This window comes from Serratia sp. CY40230, assembly GCF_052168835.1.
GTDB lineage: Bacteria > Pseudomonadota > Gammaproteobacteria > Enterobacterales > Enterobacteriaceae > Serratia > Serratia nematodiphila.
The window spans coordinates 155,245-171,310 of sequence record NZ_JBJNLX010000007.1; the positions used below are offsets into that span (position 1 = coordinate 155,245).

At 59.5% G+C, this 16,066-nt stretch carries 15 protein-coding genes; 12 read left to right on the top strand and 3 right to left on the bottom strand.

Translation table 11 applies throughout. From position 1 onward, the window contains the following. The first annotated feature begins 99 nt into the window (after window positions 1-99). Entirely contained in the window at window positions 100-519 is a 420-nt protein-coding gene (locus ACJ8IJ_RS22250) for a VOC family protein (protein ID WP_004930960.1), read from the top strand. Here ACJ8IJ_RS22250 and ACJ8IJ_RS22255 read toward each other — a convergent pair. Further along, window positions 516-1,199 carry a Crp/Fnr family transcriptional regulator gene (locus ACJ8IJ_RS22255; RefSeq protein WP_021505201.1) on the bottom strand — a complete coding sequence of 228 codons (684 nt, stop codon included), beginning with the start codon at window positions 1,197-1,199 and terminating at the stop codon, window positions 516-518. The genes ACJ8IJ_RS22250 and ACJ8IJ_RS22255 overlap by 4 nt on opposite strands. A 160-nt stretch (window positions 1,200-1,359) precedes the next feature. Between ACJ8IJ_RS22255 and ACJ8IJ_RS22260 the strand changes: the two genes are divergently transcribed. Together ACJ8IJ_RS22260 and add are read left to right on the top strand one after the other, a co-directional pair. Then, on the top strand, window positions 1,360-2,301 hold the full coding sequence (locus ACJ8IJ_RS22260) for a nucleoside hydrolase (protein ID WP_131165320.1): 942 nt from the start codon (window positions 1,360-1,362) through the stop codon (window positions 2,299-2,301). Between the two features lie 9 nt (window positions 2,302-2,310). After that, a complete protein-coding gene (gene add / locus ACJ8IJ_RS22265; RefSeq protein ID WP_049240476.1) occupies window positions 2,311-3,303 on the top strand; it encodes an adenosine deaminase in 993 nt (330 codons plus the stop codon). A 28-nt stretch (window positions 3,304-3,331) separates the two neighbouring features. Here the strand turns inward: add and ACJ8IJ_RS22270 are convergent, their stop codons facing one another. After that, on the bottom strand, window positions 3,332-4,531 hold the full coding sequence (locus ACJ8IJ_RS22270) for an NAD(P)/FAD-dependent oxidoreductase (protein ID WP_197753914.1): 1,200 nt from the start codon (window positions 4,529-4,531) through the stop codon (window positions 3,332-3,334). Window positions 4,532-4,831: 300 nt separating this feature from the next. On the opposite strand from ACJ8IJ_RS22270, the gene pitA reads away from it, so the two are divergent. Continuing rightward, window positions 4,832-6,334: an inorganic phosphate transporter PitA gene (pitA, locus tag ACJ8IJ_RS22275; RefSeq protein WP_015379362.1), complete on the top strand. Its 1,503-nt coding sequence runs from the start codon at window positions 4,832-4,834 to the stop codon at window positions 6,332-6,334. Between the two features lie 73 nt (window positions 6,335-6,407). On the opposite strand, the gene uspB is transcribed toward pitA, so the two are convergent. Further along, window positions 6,408-6,743, bottom strand: a complete 336-nt coding sequence (gene uspB / locus ACJ8IJ_RS22280; protein WP_004930978.1) for a universal stress protein UspB — start codon at window positions 6,741-6,743, stop codon at window positions 6,408-6,410. A gap of 433 nt (window positions 6,744-7,176) precedes the next feature. Between uspB and ACJ8IJ_RS22285 the strand changes: the two genes are divergently transcribed. From ACJ8IJ_RS22285 to ACJ8IJ_RS22320, 8 genes are all read left to right on the top strand, one after another. Continuing rightward, window positions 7,177-7,950, top strand: coding sequence for an SDR family oxidoreductase (locus tag ACJ8IJ_RS22285; protein WP_004930983.1), 774 nt, complete (start codon window positions 7,177-7,179; stop codon window positions 7,948-7,950). A gap of 102 nt (window positions 7,951-8,052) precedes the next feature. Beyond that, window positions 8,053-8,961, top strand: a complete 909-nt coding sequence (locus ACJ8IJ_RS22290) for a LysR family transcriptional regulator (RefSeq protein ID WP_442518924.1) — start codon at window positions 8,053-8,055, stop codon at window positions 8,959-8,961. 267 nt (window positions 8,962-9,228) lie between these two features. Then, a complete protein-coding gene (uspA, locus tag ACJ8IJ_RS22295) occupies window positions 9,229-9,666 on the top strand; it encodes a universal stress protein UspA (protein WP_004930988.1) in 438 nt (145 codons plus the stop codon). Window positions 9,667-9,865: 199 nt separating this feature from the next. Beyond that, window positions 9,866-11,209, top strand: a complete 1,344-nt coding sequence (gdhA, locus tag ACJ8IJ_RS22300) for an NADP-specific glutamate dehydrogenase (protein ID WP_016930438.1) — start codon at window positions 9,866-9,868, stop codon at window positions 11,207-11,209. A 329-nt stretch (window positions 11,210-11,538) separates the two neighbouring features. After that, the gene (locus tag ACJ8IJ_RS22305) at window positions 11,539-12,525 is read left to right on the top strand and encodes an autoinducer 2 ABC transporter substrate-binding protein (protein ID WP_028128102.1); all 987 of its coding nucleotides are present in this window, start codon (window positions 11,539-11,541) and stop codon (window positions 12,523-12,525) included. Between the two features lie 104 nt (window positions 12,526-12,629). Continuing rightward, window positions 12,630-14,129 (top strand): sugar ABC transporter ATP-binding protein, encoded by a 1,500-nt coding sequence (locus tag ACJ8IJ_RS22310; RefSeq protein WP_015379366.1) that lies wholly within the window; start codon window positions 12,630-12,632, stop codon window positions 14,127-14,129. After that, on the top strand, window positions 14,122-15,111 hold the full coding sequence (locus tag ACJ8IJ_RS22315) for an ABC transporter permease (protein ID WP_015379367.1): 990 nt from the start codon (window positions 14,122-14,124) through the stop codon (window positions 15,109-15,111). The genes ACJ8IJ_RS22310 and ACJ8IJ_RS22315 overlap by 8 nt, the downstream gene beginning before the upstream one ends. Before the next feature lies 1 nt (window position 15,112). Continuing rightward, window positions 15,113-16,066 carry an ABC transporter permease gene (locus ACJ8IJ_RS22320; protein WP_442518925.1) on the top strand — a complete coding sequence of 318 codons (954 nt, stop codon included), beginning with the start codon at window positions 15,113-15,115 and terminating at the stop codon, window positions 16,064-16,066.

A 16,066-nucleotide genomic window follows, 5' to 3' on the forward strand; every position in this document is an offset into this window, starting at 1 on the left:
CGATGGTGAAAACCATCGGCCGTTTTTTTGCTTTAGCTCTGGAGCAGGATAAATCCGCCAGCGCCGTTTATGCTGTAAAGGAGACTTCCGTTTGAGGAGATGGCCGTGCGCCCTTTCAGCCTGAAGACTATCGACCATGTGGTGCTGCGCGTGCGCGATATGCAGAAAAGCCTGCATTTTTATACCCGGATCGTCGGCTGTGATATCGCCAAACAGCGGCCGGATTTGGGGCTGATGCACCTGCGCGCCGGAGCGGCCATGATCGATCTGGTGGATATTAACGGCGTGTTGGGGAAAAAAGGCGGCACGGCGCCCGATCCTCACCGGCAAAATGTCGATCACATCTGCCTGCGCATCGATCCTTTCAACGAGGACGAGCTGTTGGCCTATCTGCGATCGCAGGGGATCGGCGTTGATCCCGCCGAATCGCGCTATGGCGCTGAAGGCGACGGCCCGTCCATTTATTTCAGCGATCCGGACGGCAATCGCGTGGAATTGAAGGGGCCGGCGATCGGCTAGATCCTGGCGCTCCCGTTGATGTCGGACAGCCGTTGGCGATCCGTCACCCGCAGTGATTTGTTTTTAAATTGAATGATGCCATCCGCCGCGAGCTGCGCCAGCGCGCGGCTCAGCTGTCTGACGGAGATGCCCAATCTCGCCGCCAGCGCCTCCCGGTTTTCCAGCTCAATCAATTCCCCTTCGTTCTTTATCTTGAATAATAAAAATTTTCGCAGTTTATACTCCGCCGTAAAAACGCCGTTCGCATGCAGCAAAGAGGCATTCAGCAGCTTATTGCTCAATTGCCGGCAGATAAAGGTGAGGAACGCCGGGTCGCTCAGGGCGTGATTGTTGATGGCCTCTATCGGTGCCGCGAGGAGCAGCGCGTCGGTCACCGCCTGCACGGTACTGAACAGCGTGCGCTGCGCCTGGGAGAACAGCTCCAGATCGCCAATCACCGAGAAATCCGTTTCGAAGGAAAAGACAATGTGCGCGCCATTCACATCAAAATTCTCAACCTGCAATTTTCCCTGCACGAGAAAAAACAGGTGGGTCAAACGATCGCTTTGCGTCACCAGGTATTCGCCGGCCTCGACGCTGACCAGGCGCAGTGCGGCGAGCAGCGTGGGCGAAAGCGCCGTTCGCAGATCGTGAGCGTCGATAAAAGCTTCTTTTAGCTTGCTGTCACCGACCGTTTTCAAGGCGATTCACTCCCAGGGCTCATCCTTAAACGTCTTACATCCTCGCTTTCGACTGCGTTCAGCATAGCCGACGCGCTTCAGAACGAAAAAGGACATCTGACCTTTTTTGCCTTAGGTCGTCTGGGTACTTTCTCCGCATAGCCCACCCGAGGAGATGGCCATGCGACATATTTTGATAGATACCGATACTGCTTCCGACGATGCCGTCGCGCTGCTGATGGCGTTGCGCGCACCCGACGTGAAGGTGGAAGCGATCACCACCGTCGCGGGAAACTGCCCGCTTGAACAGTGCGTCAAAAATGCACTTATCTGCGTGGAAAAAGCGGGAACCTATGCGCCCCCGGTTTATGCCGGCATGGCGAAACCGCTTTTCCGAACGCGTTATCATTCGCACCATATTCACGGCGAAGACGGCATGGGCGACATGGCCTTGCCCGATCCGCGCCAGAACGCCGAACCCGTTCATGCCGTGGACGCCATCATCGACTGTGCCGCACGGCTCAATGGCGAGCTGGAAATCGTCACCCTCGGGCCGTTGACCAATCTCGCGATGGCGGTGCTGAAAGCGCCCACGCTGGCCGAAAAAGTGAAGAGGGTTTATGTGATGGGCGGTTCCGGGCTGATGCCCGGCAATATCACCCCGCTGGCCGAATTTAATTTTTACGCCGATGCCGAGGCCGCGCATCTGGTGCTCACTGCCGGGCTGCCACTCACCCTCGTTGGCTGGGAGATCGGCATGGGGGAAGCATTTATCAACGAACGCGATATAGAGCGATTGAATAATCTCGGCGAACTGGGGCGCTTTGCCGTGCGCTGCAATCGCACGCTGATGGCGTTCAACGCCATGCGCACCGAACGTAAAGGCTTTGATTTGCCCGATCCGACCACCATGGCGGTGGCGCTCTACCCGGACATCGTCGAAACCAGTCTGGAGGCGTATTCCTGGGTTGAATATAAAAGTGAAAGGTCTTACGGCCATTACGTCATCGATTCCACCCACCTGACCGACGAACCGGCCAATGCGCGCGTGATCACCCGCATCAAACCCGGCCTGTTTAAAGAAAAACTGTTCTCGTTGTTATCTCAGCCGTTAATGAAATAAGTGGCCCTTATGAAATTCGATCCAAGAAAATTGAAGAAAGTGGAATTACACGTCCATTTGGATACCTGTTTAAGCTACCACTATGTCAAAAAGGTCGACCCGCAAATAACCAGAGCGGCATTTAATCGGCAATTTATCGCGCCGAAGCGATGCGCCGATCTGGGGAACTTTTTAAGCAAGATAGCGCCGCAAATAGATCTATTACAGACACGCCAGGCGATAACGCTGGCCGTCGAGGACTTATTCGCGCAGTTGGCGGCGGATAATGTCATCTATGCCGAGCTGCGCTTCGCGCCGCTGCTGCATACCCGGCTGGGATTAACCGGCGAAGCGGTGGTCGAGACGGTGCTGGCGGCCATGCATCACGCATCACGGGCTTACGGCATCGCCGCCGGGCTGATCCTGTGTACGCTGCGACATTTCGACGCGGCCGCCAGCCTGCAAACGGCGAAACTGGTTATCGATTATCAGGGAAGCGGCGTGGTGGCGCTGGATTTGGCCGCCGATGAAGCGCGTTACCCGCTGGCCAATCACGTAGCGGCCTTTCGGGCGGTGCGCGAAGCCGGCGGCAACGTCATCGCCCACGCCGGCGAGGCGAAGGGCGCCGACAGCGTACGGGAAACGCTGGAGCAGCTACAGGTGTCGCGCATCGGCCACGGCGTCAGGAGCATCGAGGATGCTGCCCTTATCGAGCGTCTGATAGCCACCGGCGTCCTGCTCGAGATCTGCCCCAGCTGCAATCTCGTCTGCAATCTGTTCGACAGCATCGACGATCATCCGATAGATCGGCTGAAAAGGATGGGAGTGCGGCTGAACGTGAATACCGATGCGCGCACCGTCGCCGACACCACGCTGAACAAGGAGTACCAGCTGTTGCATGACGCCTTCGGCTGGCAGGATGACGATTTTAACCGCAGCAACCGACAGGCGCTGGAGGCGAGTTTTCTCGACGGCAACACTAAAATGAAATTAATGAATCAGCTCAAGGCCGGGCCAATGTGACCCGGCACGTGTCAAGGCTGAGCGGGTTTTAACGCCCCTGCGCCGCCAGCGCCTGGGCACAGGCCCAGGCCGAACTCCAGGCCCACTGGAAGTTGTAGCCACCCAGCCACCCGGTCACGTCCACCACTTCGCCGATGAAATAGAGCCCCGGCACCTTGTGGGCCTCCATCGTCTTGGAAGAAAGTTCGTTGGTGTCGACGCCGCCGAGCGTCACTTCCGCCGTGCGGTAGCCTTCGGTGCCGTTCGGCTGCACGCGCCAGTTCTGCAACAGATCAACCAGCGCCGCTTGTTGCGGCGCATTCAGCTGCTTCAGCGTCGCCTCCGGCAGTTGTCCCAGGGTCTGCAAGCACTCCACCAGCCGCTTCGGCAAATGCAGCGCCAGAGTGTTTTTCAGGCTTTGGTTCGGGTGCTCTTGGCGTTGGTTATCCAGGAAGCCCGCCAGATCCAGCTCAGGAAGTAAGTTAACGCTCACATACTCACCCGGTTGCCAGTAGCTGGACAGCTGCAATACCGCCGGGCCGGAGAGACCGCGATGGGTGAACAGGATGCTTTCACGGAAGCTGACGCCGTTCTCGGCGGTGATCACCGCCGGCACCGACACGCCGGACAGCGTTTGCACATGCTCCAGCAGCGGCTTATGCAGGGTAAAAGGCACCAGCCCGGCGCGCGTCGGCAGCACCCTGAGGCCGAACTGCTCCGCCAGTTTGTAACCGAACGGCGAGGCGCCCAACCCCGGCATGGATAATCCGCCGCTGGCCACCACAAGTGAGCGAGCACTTACTTTTTCGCCATTGAGCGCCAGCTGGTAGCCGTTCTCGGTTTTCTCCACGCCCAGCACTTCGCTGCGCAGGCGCATCGTCACCTGACCCAGCTCGCACTCTTTGACCAGCAGATCCACCACCTGCTGCGCCGAGTCGTCGCAGAACAGCTGCCCCAGCGTTTTTTCATGGTAGGCGATGCCGTAGCGGTTGATCAGATCGATGAAGTCCCACTGGGTGTAGCGCGCCAGCGCCGACTTGCAGAAGTGCGGGTTGTTCGACAGATAGGCCGCCGGTTCGGTGTACATGTTGGTAAAGTTGCAGCGCCCGCCGCCGGACATCAGGATCTTGCGGCCCGGTTTTTTGCCGTTGTCGAGCAGCAACACGCGGCAACCGAGTTGCCCCGCCTGCGCGGCGCAAAACATGCCGGCGGCACCCGCCCCAATCACTACGACATCAAACTGTTCCACCTGAGCCTCACTTATCAAAACCACAATCGCGACAAAAGAGCGCCATATTACGCCGTTTCGCCGCCGGTCACCGCCAAATTCACGGCGGCAGATTGTAAAGCCCCGGCGCCGCCAACGCCACAGTAAGAAAATATTACAGAGGTCAGAGGAGAATAACGCGTTGATATTCAATATTTTTGTTATAGGCGCGTCATCGTTTCGTCATGTCCAAATCAAAAAAACGTCATATTTTCCTTTTCCCCGGCCCCGGTTGTCACTGATAATGCGCGGCGTTCATGTCCACAAACTGGCGTAACGCTTATGCTGCATTTGTTCGCTGGCCTGGATTTCCATACCGGCCTGATGTTAATTCTCGCATTGTTGTTCGTGTTGTTTTATGAAGCCATCAACGGTTTTCATGATACGGCCAATGCGGTCGCTACAGTTATTTATACCCGCGCCATGCGCTCGCAACTTGCGGTCGTGATGGCAGGTTTGTTCAACTTTCTTGGCGTAATGCTCGGCGGTTTGAGTGTTGCTTACGCCATCGTCCACTTGCTGCCTACCGATCTGTTGTTGAACGTCAGTTCAGCACACGGATTAGCCATGGTCTTCTCCATGCTGTTGGCGGCAATCATCTGGAACCTCGGCACCTGGTATTTCGGTCTGCCGGCCTCCAGTTCCCATACGCTGATAGGCGCAATCATCGGTGTCGGTTTAACCAACGCCCTGATGACCCACACTTCGGTGGTGGATGCGCTTAACGTCCCGAAAATGATTGGTATTTTCCTTTCTCTGCTGTTCTCGCCGCTGGTCGGCATGATGGTGGCGGGAGTGATGGTGTTCGCCTTGCGCCGCTATTGGAGTGGCACCAAGAAACGCCAGCGTATCCACATGACCCCTGCGGAACGTGAAAAGGTCGACGGCAAACGCAAGCCGCCGTTCTGGACCCGTATCGCGCTGATCCTGTCGGCGATTGGCGTCAGCTTCTCGCACGGCGCCAACGACGGCCAGAAAGGCATCGGCCTTATCATGCTGGTGTTGATCGGCGTTGCGCCGGCCGGCTTCGTGGTCAATATGAATGCAACCGGTTATGACATCACCCGTACGCGTGACGCCGTGACCCACCTGCAGCAATATTACCAGCAGCACGGCGACGCGCTGTCGCATGCGGTGTCGCTGACGCCGCTGGTGCCAAGCCCGGATGACGAAGCTGCGTCTGGCAAACCGGCCGAGTTCCACTGTGACAGTTCGCGCGCCATGCCGGCGATCGAGCTGGCTCAGGGCATGCTGACCAACCTGCAAAGCTACGATCAGCTGACGGTTGACCAGCGCAGCCACCTGCGCCGCCTGCTGATGTGCGTGACCGACACGGCGGATAAAGTCGCCAAGCTGCCGGAAACCTCATCCGCCGACCAGCGCTTCCTGAAGAACCTGCGTCAGGATCTGCTGCAGACCGTCGAGTACGCGCCGATGTGGATCATCGTCGCCGTCGCGCTGGCGCTGTCGCTCGGTACCATGGTGGGCTGGAAACGCGTGGCCACCACCATCGGCGAGAAGATCGGCAAGAAAGGCATGACCTACGCCCAGGGCGTATCGGCCCAGATGACCGCGGCGCTGTCGATCGGCGTGGCGAGCTATACCGGCATGCCGGTCTCCACCACCCACGTCCTCTCTTCGGCGGTTGCCGGGACGATGATCGTGGACGGCGGCGGCGTGCAGAGCAAAACCGTGAAGAACATCCTGTTGGCCTGGGTACTGACCCTGCCAATCTCGATTCTGCTTTCCGGTGCGCTGTATTGGATTGCGTTGAAGCTGATCTAAGCGATAAGCATCATGAGGAAGGCGGCCGCAGGGCCGCCTTTTTTTTGCCTGCATCAAGGGAAACAGAAAGGCATTAATACCAAATCATCATCGCTATCAGGCAGATGACCACCAGGCCGCACAGGGCCGAGGTCAGCATAAACTGCCCGCGCACCCGCTCACAGCGGCGAATAAACTCCGGATCGTGGTGTTCGACATAGCGCTGCGCAAAGATATAGCGCACCAGCCTCAGTTGCTTGCTGGGTTGGCCGTGGGCGGTGAAGAAGCCGCCGCCGTCGACGTATTGGTACAGCAACGGGTCACAGCCGCGCAATACCACCAGCAACGCGCGCAGAGAAGAGTAATACCGCACCATGTTTACCACACACACCACACATAAGGCCCAAAACAGCGCGACGGTACTGATCATGATTACCCCCTCAAGGCGTTGTTATCCGCGGCCATCCGCCGGGTCCAACCGCCCTACCTCATTACCCGATACTCTGCTGGAGCTTACCGCTCTCATCCCCTTTTTTTGCCTGCACGAGCCACGCCCATAACCCACCGCCTCCGAAGACGTTGCCGCACCGCACGATGAGATTTGCACGGCATGGTTCTACTCAGAGGAGAAATGGTGAGGCCCATATCCATCATTGTAGGTTAATGGAACGCAAACTGGCCTGAGCAGTGGATAAAATTTACCGCCCTGTACCGAAAAGTCACCTGCCGGGGCGTTATAAGCGATAACCGTCCGTTTCGATTATGTCGCTTTTCTGGATAGTCTATCCCGCGCCACGCCACTGATCTTTCCCCCCACGCTGGCTAGACTCAGGTTTCCGTTACGCTCATCCAAGGAAACTGTTATGGCAAACCATTCAATCAAGGGAAAAACCGTCCTCATCGCCGGCGGCGCCAAAAACCTCGGCGGGCTGATCGCGCGCGATTTGGCTGAACAAGGCGCCAAAGCGGTGGTGATCCACTACAACAGCGCCGCTTCCAAAGCCGAAGCGGAGAAAACCGTCGCCGCCATTCAGGCCGCCGGGGCGCAAGGTGTCGCGCTGCAGGCCGATCTGACCACCGCAGGCGCGGTCGAGAAGCTGTTCGCCGATGCGGTCGCCGCCGTCGGCAAGCCGGATATCGCCATCAATACCGTCGGCAAGGTGCTGAAAAAGCCGCTGATCGACATCAGCGAAGCCGAGTACGACGAGATGACGGCGGTCAACGCCAAAACCGCGTTCTTCTTCCTGAAAGAAGCGGGTAAGCACCTTAACGACAACGGCAAAATCTGCACGCTGGTCACCTCGCTGCTCGGCGCCTTCACGCCGTTCTACGCCGCTTATGCCGGCACCAAGGCGCCGGTGGAGCACTTCACCCGCGCCGCCGCCAAGGAGTTCGGCGAGCGCGGCATCTCCGTGACGGCGGTCGGCCCCGGCCCGATGGATACCCCGTTCTTCTACCCGGCAGAGGGTGCGGACGCCGTGGCCTACCACAAAACGGCGGCGGCGCTGTCGCCGTTCAGCCAAACCGGCCTGACCGATATCGAAGACGTGGTGCCGTTCATCCGCCATCTGGTCAGCGACGGCTGGTGGGTAACCGGCCAAACCATCCTGATCAACGGCGGCTACACCACCAAATAGTTCGACGGGGGCGGAGAGGCCCCCGCACCTGCTCGCGCGCAACCGCGCCATGCGGCTACACTTTCTGTCGGGAACGGCGCCAAGGAACAGCAGGTCAACGAGATGGACAGATTCAATCAATACCGCGTATTCGTACAGGTGGCGGAAATGGGCAGCTTTATCCGGGCGGCCCATGCGCTGGAGGTGCCGCGCGCCTCGGTGTCCGCCGCCGTGCAGCAATTGGAAACGCAGCTGGGCGTGCGCCTGCTGCACCGCACCACGCGGCAGGTGCGGCTGACCGCCGACGGCGAACAGCTGCTCGAGCGGCTGCGCCCGCTGCTGGCCGAAGTGGAGGACATCGATCAGTCATTTCAGGCCAGCCAACGGCAGGCCTCCGGGCGGCTCAGCGTCGACGTGCCGAGCCGCATCGCCCGCCGGCTGATCGCTCCGGCGCTGCCCGGCTTGCTGCGGCGGCATCCTCACCTGCAGCTGGTGCTCGGCTCCGCCGATCGCGCCATCGATCTGGTGCAGGAGGGGGTCGACTGCGCGGTGCGCGTCGGCGATCTGCACGACAGCAGCCTGGTGATGCGCCCGCTCGGCCATATCGCGCTGATCAACTGCGCCAGCCCCGCCTACCTGAGCGAATTCGGTCATCCGCTCCACCCCGGCGATCTTGCCGAGGGGCACTGGAGCATCGGCTACGCCTCGCCCAAGACCGGCCGCGAATCCCCCTGGGAATTCCTGACCGGCGACGGCCCTACGCAACGGCTCGAACTGCCCAGCCGGGTGGTGGTCAACAACGCCGAAAGCTATATCGCCTGCTGCCGCGCCGGGCTGGGGCTGATGCAAATCCCGCGCTACGACGTGCAACACCTGCTCGACGCCGGTGAACTGGTGGAAGTCCTGCCCGGTTACCGCGCCGCCTCCATGCCGATCGCCCTGATCTACCCCCATCGCCGCCAGCGTTCCCGCCGTTTGGCGGTGTTTCATGAGTGGTTTGAAAGCCTGTTGCAGCCGCATCTGGAGCGCTGATTGCACATTTAGCGCTATACTTTGTTTAATAACGCTTATAATTCAAGCGGTCAGACCGTTAAAACCCGCATAACCCATAGGCTTTTACGCCACGCGGGTGTACAACAAAAGGTATCGTGCGCAGAGATTTTCGATGCGGCGCAGTGTGATCGCCCCAACATATCATTGCGTTATCCGAATGATACTATGGAACCAACAGCGCCAGGCGGGTACACGGAACGCCTGCTAACCCTTTTTAATCGGCATGTTTATGGAAGGAGTATTCTTATGGCTTACAAACACATATTGATCGCGGTAGACCTATCCCCGGAAAGCAAGATCCTGGTAGAAAAAGCCGTCTCTATGGCGCGGCCGTATAACGCCAAAGTTTCTCTGATCCACGTCGATGTCAACTATTCCGACCTCTATACCGGCCTTATCGACGTCAATCTCGGCGACATGCAAAAACGCATCTCTGAAGAAACCCATCAGGCGCTGACCGAGCTGTCGCAAAACGCCGGCTACCCGATCACCGAGACCCTGAGCGGCAGCGGCGATCTGGCGCAGGTGCTGGTGGACGCCATCAAGAAATACGATATGGACCTGGTGCTGTGCGGCCACCATCAGGACTTCTGGAGCAAGCTGATGTCTTCCGCGCGCCAGCTGATCAATACCGTGCACATCGATATGCTGATCGTGCCGCTGCGCGATGAAGAAGACGAATGAAGTAAGCGTTTGCTAACTTAACTGACCAACGCCCGCGCCCTGCGGGCGTTTTTCATGCCGCCACGCCGATTAATCGCTTGATAATCAACCGCCCTCCGATGATATAGTCGCTAAAGACACAACATCCTCCCCCGAGCATCGCCTATACCCATATTTATAAGAAATAGCGGGGGAAATTTAATGCGAAAAGGAGTTATCCATGGAATATGCCGTATCGGTAGAGTCTTTCCTGTCCTCGTTACAACGCCATAACCCTCACCAGCCGGAATATCTGCAGGCCGTGCGCGAAGTGTTCACCTCGCTGTGGCCATTTATCGAGCGCAACCCGCGCTATCGCGAACAGGCGCTGCTGGAGCGCCTGGTGGAGCCCGAGCGTATCATTCAGTTCCGCGTCAGCTGGGTGGACGATCGCGGCCAGGTGCAGGTCAATCGCGCCTTCCGCGTGCAGTTCAACTCGGCCATCGGCCCCTACAAGGGCGGCATGCGCTTCCACCCATCGGTAAACCTGTCGATCCTGAAGTTCCTCGGCTTTGAGCAGACCTTCAAGAATGCGCTGACCACCCTGCCGATGGGCGGCGGCAAAGGCGGCTCCGATTTCGATCCCAAGGGCAAAAGCCAGGGCGAGATCATGCGCTTCTGCCAGGCACTGATGACCGAGCTGTATCGCCACTTGGGCCCGGACACCGACGTGCCGGCCGGGGACATCGGCGTCGGCGGCCGTGAAGTCGGCTTTATGGCCGGCATGATGAAAAAACTGTCCAACAACACCGCCTGCGTGTTTACCGGCAAGGGCCTCTCCTTCGGCGGCAGCCTGATCCGCCCCGAGGCGACCGGCTACGGCCTGGTGTACTTTACCGACGCCATGCTGCAGCGCCACGGCCTGGGCTTTGAGGGCATGCGGGTGGCGGTATCCGGCTCCGGCAACGTGGCGCAGTACACCATCGAGAAAGCGCTGGAACTGGACGCGCGCGTGATCACCGTATCGGATTCCGGCGGCACCCTGGTGGACGAAGACGGTTTCACCACCGAGAAGCTGGCGCATCTGGCGGAGATCAAGAACCAGCGTTACGGCCGGGTGGCGGACTATGCCCGTGAGCGCGGTCTGACGTATCTGGCGGGCCAGCAGCCGTGGAGCGTGCCGGTGGATATCGCCCTGCCGTGTGCCACCCAGAACGAGCTGGATCTCGAGGCGGCGCAGACGCTGATCCGCAACGGGGTGAAAGCGGTGGCGGAAGGCGCCAACATGCCGACCACCATCCAGGCCACCGACGCCTTCCTTGACGCCGGGGTGCTGTTCGCGCCCGGCAAGGCGGCCAACGCCGGCGGCGTGGCCACCTCGGGGCTGGAGATGGCGCAAAACGCCGCGCGCATCGGCTGGCGGGCGGAAAAAGTGGATGTACGTTTACAACATATCATGGCGGATATTCACCATGCCTGCGTGGAATACGGCGGCGAGGGCAAGCAAACCCACTATGTGCACGGCGCGAATATCGCCGGTTTCGTTAAGGTTGCGGAGGCGATGCTGGCGCAGGGCGTGCTGTAATCGGGCGCAAAGGTGATCTTGTTCACACATCGATTAAATGCTTCAATGCCGGCTCCTTCGCCGGCATTTTTTTCCGCGTCCAAGCCATCAAAATGATGCATATGCGTTAATTAAAAGTTAATAAAAAGTTATTTTCAGCCGTTTTGTTGATAGTAAATTTACCACCGACAAATAATTAAACATTTATTTAACACTAAATACGCCAATATTTTACTTAAATGTGCGCAGATCACATTTCGTTAACTTCGGCTACGCCCCCTCTTCCATTCCTTTGTAATCTGCAGCGGTGGAAAAACCGCCACCCCTACAGATAAAAAAAGGTACAGCTAATGAAATTTAACCTCGCATTATTAAATGCATGTGTGGTTTCTGCGTGCATGTTATCGACAACACCTGTGTTCGCCGCTGATAAATATGAGATTGCCGTGGTCGCCAAAGTGACCGGCATTCCGTGGTTCAACCGCATGGAAGTGGGCGTCAACGAAGCGGCGAAAAAACTCGACGTCAACGCCTACCAGACCGGCCCTTCTACGCCGGATCCGGCCGCACAGGTCAAGGTGATTGAGGATCTGATCGCCAAGAACGTCAACGCCATCATCGTGGTGCCGAACGACGCCAAAGTGCTGGAGCCGGTGCTGAAAAAAGCGCGCGACAAAGGCATCGTGGTGCTGACCCATGAATCCCCGGACCAACAGATCGGCCAGTGGGACATCGAGACCATCGACAGCGAGAAATACGCGCAGGCCAACGTCGATGAACTGGCGAAAGACATGGGCGGCAAAGGCGGCTACGCGATCTACGTCGGCTCGCTGACCGTGCCGCTGCACAACGCCTGGGCCGATTCCGCCATCAAGTATCAGAAAGAAAAATACCCGGACATGTTTGAAGTCACCTCGCGCTTGCCGGTGGCGGAAAGCATCGACAAATCCTACGCCACCACGCTGGATCTGATGAAAACCTATCCGCAGATGAAGGGCATCATCGGCTTCGGTTCGCTCGGCCCAATCGGCGCCGGCCAGGCGGTGGCCAAGAAGCGCGCCAAGGACAAAATCGCGGTGGTGGGCATCGCCATGCCGGCGCAGGCCGCCCCTTACCTGATGCGCGGCGACATCAAGAAAGCGCTGCTGTGGGATCCGAAAGACGCCGGTTATGCGCTGGTGACGGTGGCCGACCAGCTGCTGCAGGGCAAGGACGTGAACAAAGACCTGTCGATCGAGGGCCTCGGCAAGGCCGACGTCGATATGGAACACAAAGTGATTCGGTTTAATAAGATTTTGGAAGTGACCAAAGACAACGCCAAATCGCTCGGATTCTGATTTTTCGCGTAATTTCGCTACACCGGGAAAGTAGTTAAACCCTCGTAGGGGCGCAGCCTGCTGCGCCCAGGGCTTCGGCCGCTACGCAAGCACAGGTTAACGTTATGACAGCCTCCCCCGCATTTATCACCCTGGAGAATATCAGCAAGCGATTCCCAGGCGTGCTGGCATTAGACCAGATCAACCTGACGCTGAATAAAGGCGAAGTGCACTGCCTGGCCGGGCAAAACGGCTGCGGCAAAAGCACCATCATTAAAATCATCTCCGGCGTCTATCAGCCGGAAAAAGGCGCCAATATTTCGCTGGAAGGCAAACTCTTCCACGCCCTGACGCCTCAGCTGTCCGGTTATTACGGCATACAGGTGATCTACCAGGACCTGTCGCTGTTCCCTAACCTGACGGTGGCGGAAAACATCGCCATCCACCGTTACCTGCCCGGCGGCCACTTCTGGGTGCGCAAGCGGGTGATGCGCCAGACGGCGCTGGACGCCATGGCGCGGGTCGGCGTACACATCGATCCCGATAAAAAAGTAGAAAAACTGTCGATCGCCGATCGGCAGCTGGTGGCGATTTGCCGCGCCATCGCCGCCGAAGCGCGGTTGGTTATCATGGACGAACCGACCGCCTCGCTGACCCGCCAGGAGGTCGATGGCCTGCTGCGGGTGGTCAACGAACTGAAAGCAGCCGGCATCTGCGTGGTGTTCGTCAGCCACCGATTGGATGAAGTGATGGAAGTCGCCGATCGCATCAGCGTGATGCGCGACGGCAAGCTGGTGGGCACCTGGCCGGCCAGCGAACTGGACAGCCATGAACTGGCGTTCCTGATGACCGGCCAACGCTTTCATTACAGCCCGCTGCCCCCGCTGCCGCCGGCCGAACAGGCGCCGCTGCTCGAGGTGCGCAACCTCAGCCGCGGCGAAAAATACCGCAACGTCAATCTGGCGCTGCGCGGCGGCGAGATCGTCTCGATCGTCGGCCTGCTCGGCGCCGGCCGCACCGAACTGTGCCTCAGCCTGTTCGGCATGACGCGGCCGGACAGCGGCGAGATCCGCATCGAGGGCCAAGCGGTGCAGCTGCACAACAACCGCGAAGCGGTGCGCCACGGCATCGGTTATGTGTCGGAGGATCGTCTGACGCAGGGATTGATCATGGAGCAATCGATCTACGACAACACCATCGTCACCGTCTTCGATCGGCTGCATACCTCGCTTGGATTGCTGGATCACGCCAAGGCGACCGAGCTGGTCAACCGGCTGATCCGCGATCTGAACATCAAGGTGTCCGACAGCGCATTGCCGGTGAAGACCCTGTCCGGCGGCAACGCCCAGCGCATCGCCATCGCCAAATGGGTCGCAACCCAGCCGAAGATCCTGATCCTCGACTCACCCACCGTCGGCGTCGACATCGCCAACAAAGAGGGGATCTATCAGATCGCCCGCGATCTGGCGCAGCTGGGCATGGCGGTGCTGATGATCTGCGACGAGATCCCGGAAGCCTATTACAACAGCCATCGGGTGATGGTGATGCGCAAGGGCGAGTTGATCGCCGAATTCGCGCCGCACCAGAGTACCGAACAACAGATCGCCGAGGTGGTGAATGGATAAGTCATTATTGGCCCGCCTGGCCGGGCGGCACGAGTTTTATCTCGGCCTGCTGGTGCTGCTGCTGGCGATCGGCCTGAGCGCCGGCACCGATGAGTTTCTGACGCTCGGCAACCTGACCGACGTCGCCACCAGCTACGCCATTCTCGGCATCCTGGCCTGCGGGCTGTTCGTGGTGCTGATCGCCGGCGGCATCGACATTTCGTTCCCGGCGGTCACCGCCATCGCGCAGTATGTGATGGCCAGCTGGGTGATCCAGCACGGCGGCAGCTTCCCGCTGGCGTTCGCCCTGGCGATTGGCGTCGGCCTGCTGCTCGGGTTGGTGAACGGTTTCCTGGTGTATTGGCTCAAGGTGCCGGCGATCATCATCACCATCGCTACCCTTAACCTGTTCTACGGCCTGCTGGTATACGCCACCAACGGCACCTGGCTGTACGGCTTCCCGGACTGGTTCATGAACGGCATCAACTGGTTCTCGTTCCAGGGCGCCGACGGCTACGACTACGGCCTGACGCTGCCGCTGCTGTGCCTGCTGGCGACCATCGTCGTCACCGGCGTGCTGATGAACCGCACCCGGCTGGGACGCCAGATCTACGCCATGGGCGGCAATCGCGACGCGGCGTCGCGCCTGGGGTTGAACCTGCTGCGGCTGCATTTTTGCGTCTACGGCTATATGGGCATTCTGGCCGGCGTCGCGGCGGTGGTGCAGGCGCAAATCACCCAGTCGGTGGCGCCCAACTCGCTGCTCGGTTTCGAGCTGACGGTATTGGCGGCGGTGGTGCTGGGCGGCACCAGCATGAGCGGCGGCCGCGGATCGTTGACCGGCACCCTGCTCGGCGTGGTGCTGCTGGCCTTCCTGCAAAACGGGCTGACGCTGCTCAGCGTCTCGGCCTATTGGCACCAGGTATTCAGCGGCGCGATCATTTTGATCAGCATCAGCACCACCGCCTGGAACGAAAAACGCAAGCTGCTCAAGGAGATCTGACATGACGCAGTTAACTCGGTTGATCCCAAACGATCGGATCATTCGCCTGCAGGGCGCGATCATCATCGCGGTGGCGCTGCTGTTCGCCGGGCTGCTCGGATCGCGCTTCTTCAGCCTCGGCAACTTCCAGTCGATCGCCTCGCAGCTGCCGATCCTCGGCCTGCTGGCGCTCGGCATGGGCATCACCATGCTGACCGGCGGCATCAACCTGTCGATCATCGCCGGCGCCAACGCCTGTTCGCTGGTGATGGCGGCGATCATCGTCAGCCATCCCGACCAGCCGCTGTTCCTGGCGCTGGCGCTGTTGGCCGGCCTGTTGGTGGCGGTGGCGATCGGCGCGCTGAACGGCGTGCTGGTAGCCTGGATCGGCGTTTCGCCGATCCTCGCCTCGCTCGGCACCATGACGCTGATCACCGGCCTGAACATCCTGCTGTCCAACGGCGCGGTGATCTCCGGCTTCCCGGCGGCGATTCAATTTCTCGGCAACGGCACCGTGCTCGGCGTACCGGTGGCGCTGATCCTGTTCCTGCTGGTGGCGGTCGGTCTGTGGCTGCTGCTGGAGCACACCACGCTGGGCCGCAGCCTGTACCTGATCGGCTCCAACGAGCAGGCCACCCGCTTTAGCGGCGTGAACACCGCGCGGGTGCAGATCGCGGTGTACATCCTGTCGGCGCTGCTCGGCTGGGGCGCAGCGCTGCTGATGATGGCCAAGTTCAACTCGGCCAAGGCCGGCTACGGCGAATCTTATCTGCTGGTGACCATTCTGGCCTCGGTGCTGGGCGGCATCAACCCGGACGGCGGTTTCGGCCGCATTCTGGGGCTGGTGCTGGCGCTGATCGTGCTGCAAATGTTGGAAAGCGGCCTCAATTTGCTGGGGGTCAGCAGCTACCTGACCATGGCCCTTTGGGGCGGCGTGCTGATCCTGTTTATCGCGTTACAGAATCGAAAAGCTTAG

What these genes read in the sequence shown, in the direction of transcription:
- ACJ8IJ_RS22315 (WP_015379367.1), top strand. Translation starts at nt 14,122, where the DNA reads ATGGATAAGTCATTATTGGCCCGCCTGGCCGGGCGGCACGAGTTTTAT.
- pitA (WP_015379362.1), top strand. Translation starts at nt 4,832, where the DNA reads ATGCTGCATTTGTTCGCTGGCCTGGATTTCCATACCGGCCTGATGTTA.
- ACJ8IJ_RS22310 (WP_015379366.1), top strand. Translation starts at nt 12,630, where the DNA reads ATGACAGCCTCCCCCGCATTTATCACCCTGGAGAATATCAGCAAGCGA.
- ACJ8IJ_RS22320 (WP_442518925.1), top strand. Translation starts at nt 15,113, where the DNA reads ATGACGCAGTTAACTCGGTTGATCCCAAACGATCGGATCATTCGCCTG.
- ACJ8IJ_RS22290 (WP_442518924.1), top strand. Translation starts at nt 8,053, where the DNA reads ATGGACAGATTCAATCAATACCGCGTATTCGTACAGGTGGCGGAAATG.
- uspB (WP_004930978.1), bottom strand. Translation starts at nt 6,743, where the DNA reads ATGATCAGTACCGTCGCGCTGTTTTGGGCCTTATGTGTGGTGTGTGTG.
- ACJ8IJ_RS22285 (WP_004930983.1), top strand. Translation starts at nt 7,177, where the DNA reads ATGGCAAACCATTCAATCAAGGGAAAAACCGTCCTCATCGCCGGCGGC.
- ACJ8IJ_RS22250 (WP_004930960.1), top strand. Translation starts at nt 100, where the DNA reads ATGGCCGTGCGCCCTTTCAGCCTGAAGACTATCGACCATGTGGTGCTG.
- uspA (WP_004930988.1), top strand. Translation starts at nt 9,229, where the DNA reads ATGGCTTACAAACACATATTGATCGCGGTAGACCTATCCCCGGAAAGC.
- gdhA (WP_016930438.1), top strand. Translation starts at nt 9,866, where the DNA reads ATGGAATATGCCGTATCGGTAGAGTCTTTCCTGTCCTCGTTACAACGC.
- ACJ8IJ_RS22260 (WP_131165320.1), top strand. Translation starts at nt 1,360, where the DNA reads ATGCGACATATTTTGATAGATACCGATACTGCTTCCGACGATGCCGTC.
- add (WP_049240476.1), top strand. Translation starts at nt 2,311, where the DNA reads ATGAAATTCGATCCAAGAAAATTGAAGAAAGTGGAATTACACGTCCAT.
- ACJ8IJ_RS22305 (WP_028128102.1), top strand. Translation starts at nt 11,539, where the DNA reads ATGAAATTTAACCTCGCATTATTAAATGCATGTGTGGTTTCTGCGTGC.